Annotated in this window: 15 protein-coding genes; all 15 read left to right on the top strand. The window is 36.0% G+C overall.

The window, feature by feature from the left end; genetic code table 11:
• Nucleotides 1-15 precede the first annotated feature (15 nt).
• The 15 genes from ISU02_RS04110 to ISU02_RS04040 all read left to right on the top strand — a co-directional run bounded on the left by ISU02_RS04110 (nt 16) and on the right by ISU02_RS04040 (nt 16,775).
• On the top strand, nt 16-888 hold the full coding sequence (locus tag ISU02_RS04110; protein ID WP_194700518.1) for a secretion protein F: 873 nt from the start codon (nt 16-18) through the stop codon (nt 886-888).
• A gap of 11 nt (nt 889-899) precedes the next feature.
• Nucleotides 900-1,292, top strand: a complete 393-nt coding sequence (locus ISU02_RS04105) for a DUF4320 family protein (RefSeq protein WP_194700517.1) — start codon at nt 900-902, stop codon at nt 1,290-1,292.
• Nucleotides 1,289-1,810 carry a hypothetical protein gene (locus ISU02_RS04100; RefSeq protein WP_207736178.1) on the top strand — a complete coding sequence of 174 codons (522 nt, stop codon included), beginning with the start codon at nt 1,289-1,291 and terminating at the stop codon, nt 1,808-1,810. Before ISU02_RS04105 ends, ISU02_RS04100 begins: the two co-directional genes overlap by 4 nt.
• Before the next feature lie 96 nt (nt 1,811-1,906).
• Nucleotides 1,907-2,251, top strand: coding sequence for a PadR family transcriptional regulator (locus ISU02_RS04095; protein WP_194700516.1), 345 nt, complete (start codon nt 1,907-1,909; stop codon nt 2,249-2,251).
• Nucleotides 2,248-2,829: a hypothetical protein gene (locus ISU02_RS04090; protein WP_194700515.1), complete on the top strand. Its 582-nt coding sequence runs from the start codon at nt 2,248-2,250 to the stop codon at nt 2,827-2,829. Before ISU02_RS04095 ends, ISU02_RS04090 begins: the two co-directional genes overlap by 4 nt.
• Nucleotides 2,830-2,896: 67 nt before the next feature.
• Complete coding sequence (locus tag ISU02_RS04085; protein WP_194700514.1) at nt 2,897-4,912, top strand: hypothetical protein; 2,016 nt, start codon at nt 2,897-2,899, stop codon at nt 4,910-4,912.
• Nucleotides 4,913-4,917: 5 nt separating this feature from the next.
• Nucleotides 4,918-6,147, top strand: coding sequence for a C40 family peptidase (locus tag ISU02_RS04080; protein WP_194700513.1), 1,230 nt, complete (start codon nt 4,918-4,920; stop codon nt 6,145-6,147).
• A 16-nt stretch (nt 6,148-6,163) separates the two neighbouring features.
• Nucleotides 6,164-6,823, top strand: coding sequence for a hypothetical protein (locus tag ISU02_RS04075; RefSeq protein WP_194700512.1), 660 nt, complete (start codon nt 6,164-6,166; stop codon nt 6,821-6,823).
• A gap of 43 nt (nt 6,824-6,866) precedes the next feature.
• Entirely contained in the window at nt 6,867-10,607 is a 3,741-nt protein-coding gene (locus tag ISU02_RS04070) for a YobI family P-loop NTPase (RefSeq protein ID WP_323985012.1), read from the top strand.
• Between the two features lie 75 nt (nt 10,608-10,682).
• Nucleotides 10,683-12,503 (top strand): VirB4 family type IV secretion system protein, encoded by a 1,821-nt coding sequence (locus tag ISU02_RS04065; RefSeq protein ID WP_194700510.1) that lies wholly within the window; start codon nt 10,683-10,685, stop codon nt 12,501-12,503.
• A gap of 11 nt (nt 12,504-12,514) precedes the next feature.
• Nucleotides 12,515-12,694 carry a hypothetical protein gene (locus tag ISU02_RS04060; protein ID WP_194700509.1) on the top strand — a complete coding sequence of 60 codons (180 nt, stop codon included), beginning with the start codon at nt 12,515-12,517 and terminating at the stop codon, nt 12,692-12,694.
• Nucleotides 12,695-12,872: 178 nt separating this feature from the next.
• On the top strand, nt 12,873-14,420 hold the full coding sequence (gene istA, locus ISU02_RS04055; RefSeq protein WP_194700508.1) for an IS21 family transposase: 1,548 nt from the start codon (nt 12,873-12,875) through the stop codon (nt 14,418-14,420).
• Nucleotides 14,410-15,186, top strand: a complete 777-nt coding sequence (gene istB, locus ISU02_RS04050) for an IS21-like element helper ATPase IstB (protein ID WP_194700722.1) — start codon at nt 14,410-14,412, stop codon at nt 15,184-15,186. The genes istA and istB overlap by 11 nt, the downstream gene beginning before the upstream one ends.
• Nucleotides 15,187-15,358: 172 nt before the next feature.
• On the top strand, nt 15,359-16,234 hold the full coding sequence (locus tag ISU02_RS04045) for a hypothetical protein (RefSeq protein WP_194700507.1): 876 nt from the start codon (nt 15,359-15,361) through the stop codon (nt 16,232-16,234).
• 19 nt (nt 16,235-16,253) lie between these two features.
• Nucleotides 16,254-16,775: a helix-turn-helix domain-containing protein gene (locus ISU02_RS04040; RefSeq protein ID WP_194700506.1), complete on the top strand. Its 522-nt coding sequence runs from the start codon at nt 16,254-16,256 to the stop codon at nt 16,773-16,775.
• Nucleotides 16,776-16,901 lie beyond the last annotated feature (126 nt).

The raw sequence follows: 16,901 nt of genomic DNA, 5'->3' as shown, positions 1-16,901 counted from the left end.
AAAGAGGGGGATAAGATGATTCAGATATTATTGTTGTTTTCCATATTCTTTTCTGTAGGTGTGTATCTGATTTTGAAGGACACATTGAACTTGCCTTCAGGAAGAACGATTAAAGCTGTTCATGTCATAGATAAAAGAGAAAGAAAAAAGTCAAAAAATTTTGAGGTGCTCGTTAATGAATGGTCGATTCGACTATCAAAACTAGTCCGTCTTACAGACTATAGCAAAAGAAAACTGACAGCAACTTTAAAGTCAGCGAATATCAAGCTATCACCAGAAACATTTGTTGTAAGAGCGTGGTTAAAGGCAGGGATGATGCTGATTCTTATAATCCCTGCTTTATTTATTTTTCCAATGATATTTCCGATCGTGTTGTTTTTAGCAGTAGCTGTCTATTTTAAGGAAATACGAAGTGCTGATGAAGCAGTAAGACAAAGAAGGGAAGAGATTGAATTTGAATTACCAAGGTTTGTTTCAACACTATCACAGGAGTTAAAAGCTAATCGAAATGTACTGAATATCTTAGAAATCTACAAGAAAAACGCAGGCGTTAGTTTTAAAACCGAACTTGAAATTACAGTGGCAGATATGAAATCAGGAAGTTATGAATCAGCTCTTACAAGAATGGAAGCACGATTAAATAGTTCATCAATCTCAGAAATGATACGTGGACTTATTGGCGTATTAAGAGGTGATGATGGTGTGGTTTACTTTCAAATGCTAGCTCATGATTTGAAACAGCTGGAATTACAACGCTTAAAAACAATTGCCATGAAAAGACCTGCAAAGATTAGAAAATACTCTTTTGCGATGCTCTTTTGCTTTTTAATGATGTATTTATCGGTGATGTTTGTTGAAATAATCGAAACCCTTGGAAAATTATTTTAGGTGGTGGTGGAATGCGAGAAATTTGGAAGTCAAAAAAAGGCGAAGGTTATATTGATGTGGTGGTTGTCGTTCTTGTAGCCATGATGGTTATTGCTATGGCAGTTAAGGTCTATCCTGTTTTTATGGTAAAGAATGATCTAAATACATTTGCAAATGAGCTTGCACGTGTAGCTGAAATTGAAGGGTGCATTGGCTCAGAAACCACGGCTAAGAAAAATGAACTCAGAGCAAATCTTGGGGTTGATCCAACAGTGAGTTGGTCTGCATCAGGGAATATTGACCTCAACGAAGAGTTTAGCGTGATTCTAACCTTACCCGTAGACATTGGATTTTTTGAATTTGGTTCCTTCCCCATTACCTTGACCGCAAAAGCAACAGGAAGATCGGAGGTATATCACAAGTGATAAAAATCCTAAAAAACAAACAAGGCAATGCGGCGTTATATGCCATAGTCGTTGCATTGTGTCTGATACTTCTTTTCACAGTGATTAGCGAATATTTTAGATTACAGATGATAGCAAGTGGCGTTCGAGATGCTTTGCAATCCTCGGTTATCGCTATAGCCACTGAAAACTATGATGAAGTTTATAATGGGTTAAGAGAAGGGTATTCAGGTGGTTATCAACGTAATGAAACAGGGAGTTGGGAAGAACGCGTTGATTCTGGTGCGGTATTCATGAAATTGAGTAATAAACTAGGATTAATTAATGGAACTAAATATTCAGGTGGATATTTAGAATATCGTTTATACGATTTGGATGTTCAGATTAACAATGCACCTTTTGCGACAAGAGATAATGACAATAGATTTGAATCAGAAGCCTGGGTAACACTGTTAGTGCCTTTATCCTTTGGGTGGGAACACCTACCACCAATGAAGATTCGCCTTAAAGTCAATGCTGGATACAGTCCTAAGTTTTAAAAATCAAGCGATATATAGACAAATAGAATTCCTAATGATAATATGTATATATAAAACATGTATAAATTATACATATCGTTATTGGAGTTGGTTAACTTGAAAAATGAAAAATCTATAAATCTAAATGAACCAAGTTTTTATATCTTGTTGGCATTATCTAAAGAGCCAATGAGTGGCTATGAACTAACGAGAGAGATCTTAAATATAACAAAAGGTAGACTTGAAGTAAGAACTGGAACCATGTATCCAACACTTAAAAAGCTATTGGAAAACATGCTTATAGAACAGATTGATGGAAGCAGTCAAGAGAGAAACAAGAAGACATATCAATTAACTGTAGAAGGTAAAAATATTCTTCAGATTGAAGTTGATATGCTGAAAGAAAAATTAGAAGAAGTTAAGTTGATTATGAATGAAACCCAAGGAGGTCATGGAATATGAAAAAATGGAATTCAAAACAAGTTGCATTGCTTACAGGTACATCTTTAACCATAGCTGCATTGATATTTGGTGCTTTGATTTTCTCGAAGTTGAATACAGAGAACGTTACAAAAGACAATATACTATCTGATAATCAAGATAAAGCTCCTGTTGTAGAGGCGATTGAAGAAGTGATTGAACCTGAGGGTGTTGTTGCAGTACCTAAAATTCAGGACACTGAGACAAAAGTAAAAGATGATGATAACACCGTCGTTTCTATTGATGAGCCGATGCCTGAACCACCTGAAAAACCAAAGCTGGAAGCGCCAAAGGACATGCCGGAAACCAATGATGACTTGGAAGACATGAATAATGTGCCAGAGTACGAAGAAGAAGATTTAGTAATTGAATCTGAGGAAGTTTTTGTGGTCAATGAATCCCAAGAAACAACAGAAACAGAGTCAATAAAAGAAAGCGAAAGCAATCTGGTTTCACCGTCAGAAAATCCTTTTGCTAATCCGGAAAATGCAGGGAAGCCTGTAGAAATCGATGGATCAGACTTAAGTGATTTTGTTCCTGGTACAGGCGATAAATTTTAATTGAATATAATAACTTAGGCAGTCTCTTATAATGAGGGGCTGTTTTTTTTATGGAGGGATGAAACTGATGAAAAAAACTAAAAATTTGCTAGTGATATTCCTTGCTTTAGCAATGTTTGTTACTATGTTACCTGCATATGCCGATGATAATGCGGACACAGGTTCAGGTAATACTAACAGTGCACTAGATGAGAAAGGTTTCTACCGTGGCAGTGAATATATGTACAAAGTATCTGTGTATGTCGGGCTGACAGATAAAGCGGATAAGAATTCAAACATAAGCTCAGATTGGACGATGATTGGCAATAGACCTCTATATGTTAAACCATCTAATTTTTCAGTATCTGCAGGAGTTTTCTATGGTGTTGAAAACAAAGTCAATTATCAAAGTGGAAGTGCATTAGTACCAAACAGCAGTCCTATGGTTTTAGTAGATAATCCTCCGCCAATACCAATTACAAATGGTGGTAATATTGGTTCTGTGAAGTCCTACTTTGGCGATACCGCCACATTGAACTATTTTATTGATGCTTTTGCAAATCAAAAAGGGACTACTCGAGAAGGTTTGGTCGAAAGCATCACATTTACCATTGGTGGAGAAAGAAAGAGTTATCCTGCTGAAGAAATTCTCCCTATCAAAATAGATGGTCAATATCAAAACAAAGTGCCATGGTCAATTGTATATGAACCCGTAATCATTTCATATCTAAAGGACCGTACAACTACATTAGCCTTTACTGCCACAGAATATGCCTTAGCCCAAAAGCTAGGGTATTTTAATTTTAGGGGTGGAGCTGATGGACAGTATATATCTGGAATGACCCATTCTGATTTGCCAAATTCCATTTTCTTGGAAGAAAGTTGGTTTGGCTATCCGGTAACATCGGCACTCCCTGATAATGTGTATTGGGAGTTAGATCGCATTATCGCAGGTGGTGGTTGGGGAATGCGCTTGTTAAAATCGAATGCCATCAATGCTATTGAAAACGACACTGAATATGACTATGAATATCGTGTTGATACCGATGTCGTTACATCGGTAAGAATTTATGCAAGTGATGATATAACACCGGATAACCGTCATGAAAGCGAAGCTGCTTACAACAATCCTGTTAAGAATACAGCCACTGTTACTATAAGTGCAAACGGTTATTCCAAGAGTACAGAAGTCGTTATTCCAAATGGTGGTTCGGAACTTGTATGGTTGAAATGGCATACTCCCAGTGTACCTGGTGATGTAACTATCCAAGTAAATATTAGTGGAAACAGTGCAGCTAAAATTGATGGAACAAGTCGAAATGCATCTTTCATCGGTAAAGTTGTAGATCTAAGTTTGAGTGAGCCTCCCAATCCGAAAGCTGATGATCGAAACGAACATTTTACTCTACAAAGTCCTCCGGTTAAAGCAGAAAAAACCACCGCAAACTGGGGCATATATGATTGTAGCTGGATTCCTAATTGGGTATGGCATCCCAAATGGGAATGGGAGTCAGACTGGCATAGAGTCACTGAACATGGGTGGAAGGGTTCAGGAGAAAATAGACACTGGGGCGTTACAGGACATCATTGGGTAGATCGAGGGAAGTGGGTTGATAATGGACATTGGGTTGATGAAGGTCATTGGGAATATGACTATACAAATTATCATGCTAGTCTTACTGGTACGATGACCTTAGAACCGGACGAAAATTCGCCAACCGCTGATGGAGACACAATGAAATCTGGTTATGGCGTTAATGTCAATGTATCAACATTTCCAACAACCAATGCACCAAATTCGCACGTTACAAATGCTCAAAACGTGATTAGTTATTTTCCAGAGTTTGATTATAATACCTACTGGAGGTTATTGGATGCAATGAGTTTAAGTAAATTTGCTTTCAAGGAAAATAAATTCTCAACGTTTAATAGTAGAACTCATTTCACACCACTTTGGTTTCCAAATGGAAGGTACGCTGTCTATTCAGAAGTGATCGATATGTGGACACCGGACGGAATGCTTAGAATTAATTTAATGGATGATGTGACCATTGATGGAGATTTGTATATGGACTGGCACATCGGGCCTCAAAGGGGTGAGTAGTTTATATGGCAATAGATCCGGCAACATTGAAAGCGGCGGCAAAAATGGCTACAACCGTTTTATCAGATGAAAAGGGCAGGCGAATCATTTTGATCGCCTGCCTTATTCCATTTATTATTATTCTTTTAGTTTTATCATCTCCTTTTGCCATCTATTTTTCGGTACTTGATGGTCAAGAAGAAACGATATCCGTTGTCAGCGAATTGAATGAAATGAAAAGAGCTTTTAGATATCGCATTGAGCAAGAACAAGCTGATGCGTCTGTTGATCATATTCAGACCATCGTTGTAGGAAGTGAAGATGGGACGCTTATTGATAATACAGAAGATGTATTGATTGCGTATGCAGTGAAATACAATGTGACAAAAAAGGGTGCGGTGCAGATTGCAATTTTATCTGAAGACCAGGTCAATAAACTTAAACAAGTTTATCAAGATATGAATCTAATGACCATCTCATATGAAACATCATCAAAAAAAGTGGATTTCACAACAACTGATGATTGTGGAGAACCTGTCACTAAAACTAAAACAGTTACGACAACCACTAAAATTATTACCATTGATTGCTTAACTGCTGAAGAAATTGGTGCGGTATATGGATTTGATGATGTTCAGAATCGGATGATAACTGAAATGCGGCAAAGCGGTTATGGGATAATGATGGTATCAAGCGATATAAAAACGTTTCTAACAAGAGCAGAAATTGACGAAATTAAAAGTCATATTCCTGAGGGCATGGTCATAGAAAATGAAAAAGTTGTTGAAGCTGCTAAAAGCTTAGTTGGAAAAGTCCATTACTTTTGGGGAGGGAAAAGCCTTTCAATGGGATGGGATAATCGTTGGGGTAAAGATATGGAAGTTACAGCGCCAGGAAGCTCATCAACTGGAACAGTACGTCCATTTGGCTTGGATTGCTCAGGCTTTGTGACTTGGACTTTTGCTAATGCTGGATTACCTGCTGATTCTATTGAGTCAACTATGGGCCATGGCACAACAGCGCAGTGGAATGTGTCAACAAGTATTCCAGCTAATGCGGCAATGGCAGGTGATCTTGCTTTTCTTGCAACACCCGGAACAAGAAAAGTCAATCACATAGGCATTGTTATTGGCAGAAATGAGGAAGGACAAATCATGGTCATTCACTGTTCATCAGGTGCCAACAATGTTTCTATATCAACCGCAGAGCGTGTCGGTTTTCAATATTTTAGAAGGCCAGCAGTGTTAATCAATTAAAGTGAGGAGTTTGAATATGAATCCAGTATTTCCAATTATAATGATTCTAGTGTGTGCTATTGCGGGAGCAATAGCCTTTTTCTTTTTAAAGAGACCTAAACAACTGAAAAATGAACTAATCAGTCAGAATCAGAAGACTGCTCAGGAGTTTGTGAATGTGAAAGATATTCGTGAAAGCTTCTTATACACAAGAGATGGTCAAATTATCGCATACATTAAGATTCATCCCATTAGTATAGATCTATTTTCAGACAGTGAAAAAGAACAGATATCAAAGATATTAACAGCTGAATTATCTAGTGTCCAGAAGCCTTTTAAGTTTCTAGCAGTATCAAGACCTGTTGATATTACACCCCTGGTGAATGAGTATCAAAATCTTTTATCAGAGACTACAGATCAGAAGCAAAAAGAACTTCTAAGATATGAAATTATGGAGATCAGTAATTTTGCAACTAGTGGTGAAGTAATTGAACGTCAATTCTACATTATGCTGTGGAATAAATATAGAGAAGGAATTGAACCTGACTTACTGAAGGAATGTAGGGATTTTATCCAAAAATTTGAAAGTACCAATATTCATTGTGATATAATCAAAGAGCAAGAGATTGTTAGATTATGTAATTTAGTTAACAATCCAGCGGTAACTTTTTATGAAGATTATACTGAATATAAATGAGCTTAAGAAAATCATATTTAGAAATGAGGTGGATTTGAGAGTGATGGAAAATGAAGAAAAGAATTATAGATTTCAAAAGCTAACCCCAGTAAATGATGGTGACATAAACATATATAGCGAGGCATTAAATTTTGTTTTCAATGAAAATGATTTGAGAAACATTGCAATAACTGGACCATATAGTGCTGGGAAAAGTAGTGTTCTTGAAACTTACAAAAGCTTAAATGAGAAAAAGAAATTTATTCATATTTCTCTTGCACATTTCGAAATGGTTGATAAGAATGAGGAAAATGAAGATTATGACGAGTCCGTTCTTGAGGGGAAAATATTAAATCAATTGATTCACCAAATTGACTCAAAGAATATTCCTCAAACGCATTTTAAAATCAAAAGAAAACCTTCTAAGGCATCCATGATTATTAATACTGCCCTCATTATGCTGTTTCTAACTATAATATTCTATTTGCTGGGTCACGATGAGTGGAATCTATATGTCAACGCACTGCCAAAATCAGGCTTTCAATCGCTTTTAAACATTACCTTAAAAGAAGAATTGATGAGTATCGCAGGATTTTCAGGTTTTATGATACTGATGTACTGGATCTTTACATTCGTGAAAATGCAGAAAGAAAGGAACTTGCTTAGAAAAGTGAGTTTTCATGGAAATGAGATTGAAATATTTGAGAAAACGGATGAATCTTATTTTGACAAATATTTGAACGAAGTTTTATATGTTTTTCAAAATGCCAAAGTGGATGCTATTGTTTTTGAAGATGTTGACAGATTTAACAGCAATAAAATTTTTGAAAAGCTTAGAGAGATTAACTATTTATTGAATAAGAAATCGGAAAATTGTATCAGGTTTTTCTATTTGTTACGAGATGATATTTTTACAACAAAGGACAGAACTAAATTTTTCGATTTTATTTTGCCTATTGTTCCAGTCATTGATGGATCAAATTCATACGATCAGTTTATTGAACATTTTAAGAATGGTAGGATACTGGAAAAATTTGATGAAAGTTTTTTACAAGGTTTGTCCCTATATATTGATGATATGAGGATTTTAAAAAATATATACAACGAGTTTGTGATATATCATGAACGAATACAATCTACGGAATTAAATGCAAATAAGCTGCTTGCCTTGATCACACTGAAGAATTTATTTCCACGTGATTTTAGTGAATTACAGTTAAGCAGGGGATTTGTTTATAGTCTTTTTTCTGATAAAGATGAATTTATAAAAAAAGAGATTTCGAAAATTGATTCTCAGATTCAGCACATAACATCAAGAATAAATGATATTGATAATGAATTTCTCGAAGATGTTGATGAACTTGATGCAATTTTTCTACTTATTGGTAATGGTACTTTTAATGTAAACGGTAAAAACGAAAGACAATTTAGCAGTAGAACTGATTTTGTTAAAGCTATGAAAGCAACTCCAAATTCAGTTACTTGTTATAATGGTAGAAGTTCAGTACCGGTGAATATAAATCATGAAATAGGATTATTGTCAAATAAACCGGATTATGTATCAAGGAAAGAAGTGATTGAGGATAGAGCTGAAAATAGAAGGAAAACATTCCAAGCACAAATTACTGCATTAGAAAATGATAAACACGAGTTAAAAAACAAGAAACTACATGAAGTTATTACGAGGGAAAATATTAAGGATATTTTTAGCAATGTAGTAACTGATGAAGTTGGTAGAAAGCATCAGTTTATTGAGGTCAAATCGAATCCATATTTTTCGCTCATCAAGTATTTGATAAGGAATGGCTATATTGACGAAACTTATCCCGACTATTTAACATATTTCTATGAGAACAGTTTAAGTAGGATAGACAAAATATTTTTGAGGAGTGTTTCTGATCAGGAAGCAAAAGATTTTGGATATGAGCTAAAGGATAGAAGTCTAGTAGTTTCAAGGTTAAGAGATATTGATTTTTCTTGTGAAGAAACGCTGAATTTCAATTTGTTGGAATACTTACTTTCAACAGAGCATGAATTTTTAGGAATATTGCTGAAACAATTGAAAAATAATAAAAGATTTGATTTTATATGGCAGTTTACAGAACGGAGTGAAATGGCTCCAAAGTTTATAAAAGAATTGCATCATCAGTGGTCAGCCGTCTGGTCAACTATAGAGAATGAAGAAGTTTTTAATGTGGAACAAAAGAAACAGTATATGATTTACACGATTTATTATACTGAAAATGAAGATATAGTCGCTATGAATGAAGATCAGGTTATAACACATTATCTATCAGAAAATCCTGAGTTTCTGGACATTTCAGAACCAGATGTTGATAGAATTGTTACAGTTCTCAGTCTAGTAGGTACTAAATTTCGGAAAATATCATTTGAGAGTTCCAATATAAATCTTTTCAAAGGGGTATACGAATCACATTTATATGAACTCAATTTTGACATGCTATCACTCATTATAAAAGAAATATACAATGAAAAATCTGAGACTGCTTTAAAACACAGTAATTTCAGTATACTGGATGCCAAACCACAAGAACCGTTGTTGACTTATGTCAATGAAAAGATTAATCAATATATGGAGATAATTTTAGAACATTGTGACGGAACAATTTCTGACGTTGAGACAAGTGCACTCAAATTGATTAATAATCCTGATATTGATTTTGAAAAGAGAGTTGCTTACATCAAGTGCCTTGAGACAAACTTGACTAAAATTAGTGATGTGACCGAGGATTCTCTTTGGGAAGAATTAATGAAGGAAGGCAGAATGGAATATTCAACTGAAAATATCTTGGATTATTATTTCAGTTATTCCGGGCAATTTGATACTACTCTTGTTGATTTTGTAAACGGCGGGACTGGAGAGCTAGATTTCGATTATAATGAGATCCTTGTAAATCATGATTATATGAAAGTAGAGGATTTTATAGCTAAAATAGTTCAGTGCAATGAATTAAAAAATGAGAAATATAGGATGTTACTAAGAAATTGCAATACTAAGTACAACTCATTTGAATTTCCAGATGTCCAAAATAATAAAATTCAATATCTGATTGATTCAGGGATTATATCTTTCACTCAGGAAAACACGTTGTTTATTAGGGAACACTACAGTGATCAAATGTTATCTTTTGCGGTTAAGAATATCAAGGAATATGTTGATATGATAGATGGAGAGTTATTTGTGTTCGATGAGCTTATTCATTTATTGCGTTCTACCTCGATTTCTGATAAATACAAAGTGGATTTACTTGAGAAGACAACAGATGTTATATCAATTAGGAATGAGAAATTTTCAGATACTGTTCTTTTGCATATTTTACAACGTAATTTTGATACAGATGATTTAACTTATATCGTAGAGGAGTATAGCGAATATTCTGAGGAAATTAAAAACTCTGTAGATAAATTGACAATAGAAAATGTAGATAGGCTCATAGATAATCAAGTAAAAATGCTGTATGAGCAATTAATAAAAGTTCTCTCGACTAGCTCGATGATGGTAACGGATAAATGGAGCCTTTATGCAAATCAACTTCCGTATCTGAATAAAGAGGAAGCAATGGAATTATTGAACATCATTGAAGCAGAAGATTTTCTAAGTTTATTTACTGGAAAAAGACCAAAAATCGAAATTAGCCCAGTTAACGAAGCAATACTTGATTTGTTTGTCAAAAGGAGATGGATTACAAAATATAAAGTTGACGAGAATGAACCTGAATACTATCGTGCATATGGCAGAAAAAATCAAGTAGACGAAGAGAGGCTTTCTGTCGAATTATTGTAAATATGAATGAGCCATAAAAATCATCCACAGCGAAAGCTGTGGTTATTTTTTTGCCCAAAGGAGGAATTGGAAAGTATGAAGAAAGAACACATTCAACAACAATTTGAAAATCGTAATTTGCTTAACATCATTACACCAATCGGACTTGAACTGAAAAGAAATAGCATGATTATTGGCGAGAATACAGGACGAATTTATGGGGTTATCAAGTATCCGCAAAAAGTCGATTATGGATGGCTCGCAAAGATTACAAACATTCCAGGAACAGTCGTCGGTATTACATTCATACCGATTGATAATGGTGAATTTATTTCTGGATTATCGAAAAGTGTGATCCAAAACAGAAGCGCTGCAGAAACGGCGAAAGATCCCCTCATTAGGCAAAGAGCAGAACAAGCCGCAATGGATGGAGAAAAAATGATGCTGCAGATCGACAGAGAAGGTGAAACGGTTGGAACCATGATTATTTCTATTATGGCGATTGCAAGAGAAGAAAACAACTTTCAAAAGATTTGCAGAAAGACCGAAAGCATTATTGCCACAAGCAAGGCAAAACTAAGAATCATGGCAAATCTTCAAGAACAAGCATTTAAAAGCATTGCTCCCTATTATACCCTCGATGAAGCCATTGGAGAAGTACTTAAAAGAGTTATTCCAATGAGCAGCTTTGTTGGGGGTTTTCCATTTTCATCTTCAGGTTATAATGATGGAACAGGTTATTACTTTGGACGTGACTCTAGAGGTGGACTCGTAGTACTCGATCCGTGGAAGCGAGGGAATGACAGAACAAATACTAATTTTACCATTATGGGAGTTGCCGGGGTTGGCAAAAGCACCGTTGTTAAACATATTGCGCTTGCGGAATATATGAAAGGTACGAAAATCATCTTTGTTGATCCCGAAAGAGAGTATCAAGAAATTACAAAAGCTTTAAACGGTGATTGGATTAATACAGGCGGAGGCCTTAATGGTAAAATCAATCCGCTACAAATCAGACCCACACCAGTCGATGATGATGACAAGTATTATAAAGATGAAGGTCATGGCATGGGAGATATGGCTATTTATATGAAAAATCTTGAAATATTTTTCAGTCTATATTTGCCGTCTCTTTCAGACAAACAAAGGGCAATTCTCAAGAACGTGTTAATCGAATTGTATAATCAATTTGATATTACGTGGGATACCGATATCAATCAATTATCAAATGAAGATTTTCCGATATTTTCAGACTTGTACGCACTGCTAAGGGAAAAGGCCGATGAAGTTGGAGCAACATCAAGTAAAAATGAATATGATGATTTAGCGTTACTGTTACAAGATATTGCTCTTGGCAGTGACGCTTTTTTGTGGAATGGGAAAAGCACAATTCAGGTAAATTCAAGGTGCATTTGCCTCGATACTCATGATCTTCAAAATACCAGTGACAATATCAAAAGAACTCAGTATTTCAACATCCTTACCTGGTGCTGGCAGCAAATGAGCTTAGATAGGAACGAGCCCGTTCTACTGATTTGTGATGAGAGCTATCTTATGATTGATCCTAACGTGCCGCAATCCTTGGTGTTTTTAAGAAATGTTGAAAAAAGAGCTAGAAAATATGAAGCAGGTGTAGCGATTATATCTCATTCAGTGGTTGATTTCTTAGATCCAAAAGTTAAACTCTATGGACAAGCATTGCTTGATATTCCGGCTTATAAGATTCTGATGGGTTGCGATGGCATGAATTTAATTGAAACTAAGAAACTTTACAACCTAACAGATGCTGAAGAACAACTATTAGGTCAGAAAAAGAGAGGCAATGCACTTGTGATAATTGGATCTAAGCGATTACAAGTAAACTTTCAGATACCAGAATACAAATTTGAGTTTATGGGTAAAGCCGGTGGAAGATAGGAGCGTGACTTATGAAAAAGAAGCTTGTGATAGAATTGATCATTTATGTTGTAATTGTCATTGTGAGCATCGTAATGATGATTATATACCAGCCAAGAGAATTAGAAATAGTATTGCCGAAAGATTTTCAAATCGAACAGGAAGGTGGTGTGGGTGATGTTGTTATACCTATCCAGCAACGGAAATATTAATATGATTGATTTTCTTGAGTATTCCGGTGTCTTCTGAGCCTTGTGTCCGGTAACGATGAGCCACCATTCCGTCTTAGATTGAGCCATAGTTCCAAAGCCTTTGAGCCAACAATTGTAGTTCCTTTATAATTAGAATATGCATTGATTCAATGCAAATACTTATAAAGGAGGTCACATGATGACCAATTATCATGAGATTCTGAGGCTTAAAAGTCTTGGGGTCAGTGAGCGAAACATAGCTTTAAGTTGTTCTTGCTCAAGAAATACCGTTTCTAAAGTAGTAAAAAGGGCTTCTGAACTTGGACTTGCATGGACAGCACATGGTATTAAAACGAATGCTGAGTGGCAAATTTTGCTTTTTCCAAAAGAAAATGATTCAAGCTCGAAGCGCCCACCTAACTGCGAATACATTCGCAAAGAGCTCCTGAAGAACGGTGTCAGCAAGAAGTTGCTTTGGGCAGAATACATGGAAGAATGTAGGCTTAACAATGAAGAGCCCCTAATGTATTCTCAGTTCTGTCGTTACATTCAGCAAGATGAACAAAAACGTCGTGCAACTATGCATATAGCACGTAAACCTGGTGAACAGGTTGAGGTCGATTGGGCTGGTGATCCAGCTAAGATTATCGATCCCGACACTGGCGTTATTACAGAGGCATACCTCTTTGTAGGTGTTATAACATACAGCCAGTATGCTTATGTTGAGGCTTTTATCAATGAAAAACAACGCGCGTGGATTACAGCCCATGTTCACATGTACAATTTTTTTGGAGGTGTTGCGACGCTTTTAGTGCCCGACAATTGTAAAACAGCTGTTATCCATACAAAAGACTGGTATACCCCCAAACTCAATGCAACCTATCATGAAATGGCTGAGCATTATGGTACTGCCATTATTCCGGCTAGGGTGAGAAAACCGAAAGATAAAGCAAGTGTTGAAGGCGCTGTGGGTAATATTTCTACTTGGATTACCGCTGCGCTTCGTAATGAACAGTTCTTCTCACTCGAAGAACTTAATACTGCTATTCAAGAAAAACTAGAAGTATTTAACCATAGAACCTTTCAAAAGAAGGAAGGTAGCAGGTGGAGCCTCTTCCACCACGAAGAGTTGCCTTTCCTAAGCCCCCTACCAACTACCCCTTATGAACTGGCGGACTTTAAACAAGCCACCGTTCAGTTTAATTATCACATATCCTTAGATGGAATGCTATATTCTTGTCCATATGAATATATTAAACGCAAGGTAGATGTAAGGGTCACAGAGAGAGTCCTAGAGATTTTTTATAATCACAATCGTATCGCTTCACACAAACGGCTTTATGGTCGTAAAGGGCAATACAGCACAACCTTAGAACATATGCCCCCCGACCATCAGAAGTATCTTGAGTGGAATGGGGAGCGCTTTAAACAATGGGCTCAGCGAATAGGGCCCAACACACATCAAGTTATTATTGCGATACTTTCCTCCAGTCGCGTGGAACAACAAACCTATAAGAGTTGCATGGGATTACTCAAGTTAGCTGAAAGACACTCTGAATCACGTCTTGAAGCAGCTTGTGAAAAAGCTTTGAGCTATACAGCCAGCCCAAGTTACAAGAGTATCAAAAATATTCTTGCCACTGGGATTAAAGATATCTCAAAGCCCGAAACTGAGAAATCCAAGAAGAACACTTATGGCGTAACGCGCGGTGCAAACTACTACGGAGGAAAATACAATGATAAATAATCCAACAATCGACAAACTGATAGATATGCGACTAACTGCAATGGCTGAGGCATTTCTTCAACAACTTTCTGACCCCAAAATGAAAGACATTGACTTTGAAGATCGCATCGGAATGATGGTCGATATCGAGTATACCAGAAGAAAAAATAATCGCTTAAACCGACTCATTAAGAATGCTGAGTTTGAACAAGCAGATGCTAGCATTATTGGTATCAATTATTCTTCCGGAAGAAAAATCAACAAGGACTTGATTAAACGACTTTCCACTTGTGAGTATATCGCTGAATTTCGAAATGTATTTATAACTGGTGCAACAGGTTGTGGTAAAACCTATCTTGCAAATGCCTTTGGTATGGAAGCCTGTAAGCATTACTTCAAAACACGTTATGTTCGACTACCAGACCTACTCTTAGATTTAGAACATGCGAGAAATGAAGGGAGTTACAAGAAAGTCATGGCGAGGTATGCTAACCCGGTTTTACTGATTATTGATGAGTGGCTTCTTCTAAGACCAACTCCAAATGAAGCTAAAGATATCTTTGAGTTATTACACCATCGAAGAAAGAGGTCATCAACAATCTTCTGTTCTCAATACCGTCACGAAGGTTGGTATGAGCAACTTGGTGGTGACGATTCACCTCTGGCAGATGCGATTTTAGATCGAATTGTACATGATGCGTATAAAATCAACATAGAAAGCATTGATCCATCTAGAGACTTATCTATGCGTGAAGTTTATGGGTTGGAAAAACACTTAAGTGAATGATTAAACAATCAGCAGTGGCTCAGTAGTTCCGGACAAGTGGCTCACGCCACACCGGAACTGCGGCTCTGCCGCATAAGAATATTCATTTCTCCATGATGAGCATGGAATAATAATAAAGAAGCTATCGGGGTCATTTTCGCTAAAACAATTTGTGCTTAGTGATATGAGAAGTTTGGAGCATTTTAACTATGTATTTATTGACTTAAATGCATTGAAAGACTGTGACGAAGAGCTAATGGAGGCTGTAATTGGTTTTAAAAAGATGTTCTCTTCAAGGATGATATTCTATATAGATATGCTAAAGGAAAAAGAGAAACTCATTCTGCAGCTCATCGAAGCAGGAATTTATAACATTGTGATATCAGAAGAAATGGAATCGCTTAAAACAGAAGTACTCAAGTCTATTAGCGATCTTGGAATTAGCAAACGTGAAATTCAGTCAAAGATTTCTAAAGAAGATACCTTGGTAAGTTGCACTTTTACACCACATTCATTCGTAAAAAAGGATATTAAAATTGCTGTCGCAGGGGTACAGCATCGCGTTGGCACAACGACGATGGCTATTAATTTGGCGAATTACCTAGCAAATATTGGAGCGAGTGTATGTTATGTAGAAGCAAATGATCATGACCATTTGCGTAATTTTCCAGAGTTTTATCAGGGAATGATAATGAAGGAAGGTATTATTCAATATCATGGCGTGAAATACCTTTCACTTCATTCGGAGTGTCATGATGAATTTGATTTCATCATTTATGATATGGGTGTAGTCAACAATAGAATCATAGAGGTTGTAAGAAAAAAATGTGACGCTGCAATACTCTGTGCTACTGGGAAACCGTATGAAAATAATGAAATGACGAGTATTAAAAATTTGATGGGTGATAAGCGAATTGGTACAGTCTTATCTTTTATAGCTGATTCGAATAAAAGGAAGATTGAAAAAGAAAATGAACATGTATATTTTTCAAATTATACACCGGACTATTTTGATGGAGATTCTAATATTGAGGTTTGGGAAGATATAATCACTCGATTTATTAAGTGATATTGAAGGAGGAAAAAGTATGACAAACAAAGGTAAGTTGATTGAAAGTGTATATAAAGCGGATTTAAGCCAGCGTGCAACGCTGGTTATTTTTTATTTAATTAATAGAGCAGATATTGAAAATACATGTTTTCCGAGTGTGAGAACCATTGCTAAAGAATGTAACATAAGCACAAGAACGGTTCAAAGAGCGTTAACTGATCTTGAAGAGGCCGGTTTTCTTACACGCGAAAGTAGATTCCATGAACAAGGCGGACAAAGGTCTAATCTTTATCATTTGATTGTTGTAGATAATGATATAGAAAGGATGGAATCCATTGAATCTGAAATGAGATTTGATGAGGCTGCGAAAGAAAAAAGTTATTCTGGCAATGGAATAATGGGAAATATTGATAAAATTTCAACGCTGACAGATTATGGGAATGAGAACAAAGAAGTAGATTGTAATAATTTTGAGCAAGTAAGCTTTGAGTCATTTTCTTCAGCGATTAAACATGGAAGTTTACTGACAGGGACTCCCTGTCAAGAAGTCATGCCTTGAATTATTCACTCTAATCATTTAAGGGATATTGAAATAACACTTATTAAAGATCTATTTATGATTTAACATCCAACATGTCTTGAAGATGCAATACATTTTCTATTTTCTCTTCCTTCATCAATCTTT

This window comes from Fusibacter ferrireducens, assembly GCF_015352425.1.
Classification (GTDB): Bacteria; Bacillota; Clostridia; order Peptostreptococcales; family Acidaminobacteraceae; genus Fusibacter_A; species Fusibacter_A ferrireducens.
The sequence above is the reverse complement of the archived record's forward strand: the minus strand, read 5'-3'. Positions and strand labels throughout refer to the sequence as shown.

Bases quoted from the DNA above. Each gene is read 5' to 3' on its own strand.
- ISU02_RS04040 (WP_194700506.1), top strand. From the start codon at position 16,254: ATGACAAACAAAGGTAAGTTGATTGAAAGTGTATATAAAGCGGATTTA.
- istB (WP_194700722.1), top strand. From the start codon at position 14,410: ATGATAAATAATCCAACAATCGACAAACTGATAGATATGCGACTAACT.
- ISU02_RS04085 (WP_194700514.1), top strand. From the start codon at position 2,897: ATGAAAAAAACTAAAAATTTGCTAGTGATATTCCTTGCTTTAGCAATG.
- ISU02_RS04065 (WP_194700510.1), top strand. From the start codon at position 10,683: ATGAAGAAAGAACACATTCAACAACAATTTGAAAATCGTAATTTGCTT.
- ISU02_RS04105 (WP_194700517.1), top strand. From the start codon at position 900: ATGCGAGAAATTTGGAAGTCAAAAAAAGGCGAAGGTTATATTGATGTG.
- ISU02_RS04060 (WP_194700509.1), top strand. From the start codon at position 12,515: ATGAAAAAGAAGCTTGTGATAGAATTGATCATTTATGTTGTAATTGTC.
- istA (WP_194700508.1), top strand. From the start codon at position 12,873: ATGACCAATTATCATGAGATTCTGAGGCTTAAAAGTCTTGGGGTCAGT.
- ISU02_RS04070 (WP_323985012.1), top strand. From the start codon at position 6,867: ATGGAAAATGAAGAAAAGAATTATAGATTTCAAAAGCTAACCCCAGTA.
- ISU02_RS04075 (WP_194700512.1), top strand. From the start codon at position 6,164: ATGAATCCAGTATTTCCAATTATAATGATTCTAGTGTGTGCTATTGCG.
- ISU02_RS04080 (WP_194700513.1), top strand. From the start codon at position 4,918: ATGGCAATAGATCCGGCAACATTGAAAGCGGCGGCAAAAATGGCTACA.
- ISU02_RS04090 (WP_194700515.1), top strand. From the start codon at position 2,248: ATGAAAAAATGGAATTCAAAACAAGTTGCATTGCTTACAGGTACATCT.
- ISU02_RS04110 (WP_194700518.1), top strand. From the start codon at position 16: ATGATTCAGATATTATTGTTGTTTTCCATATTCTTTTCTGTAGGTGTG.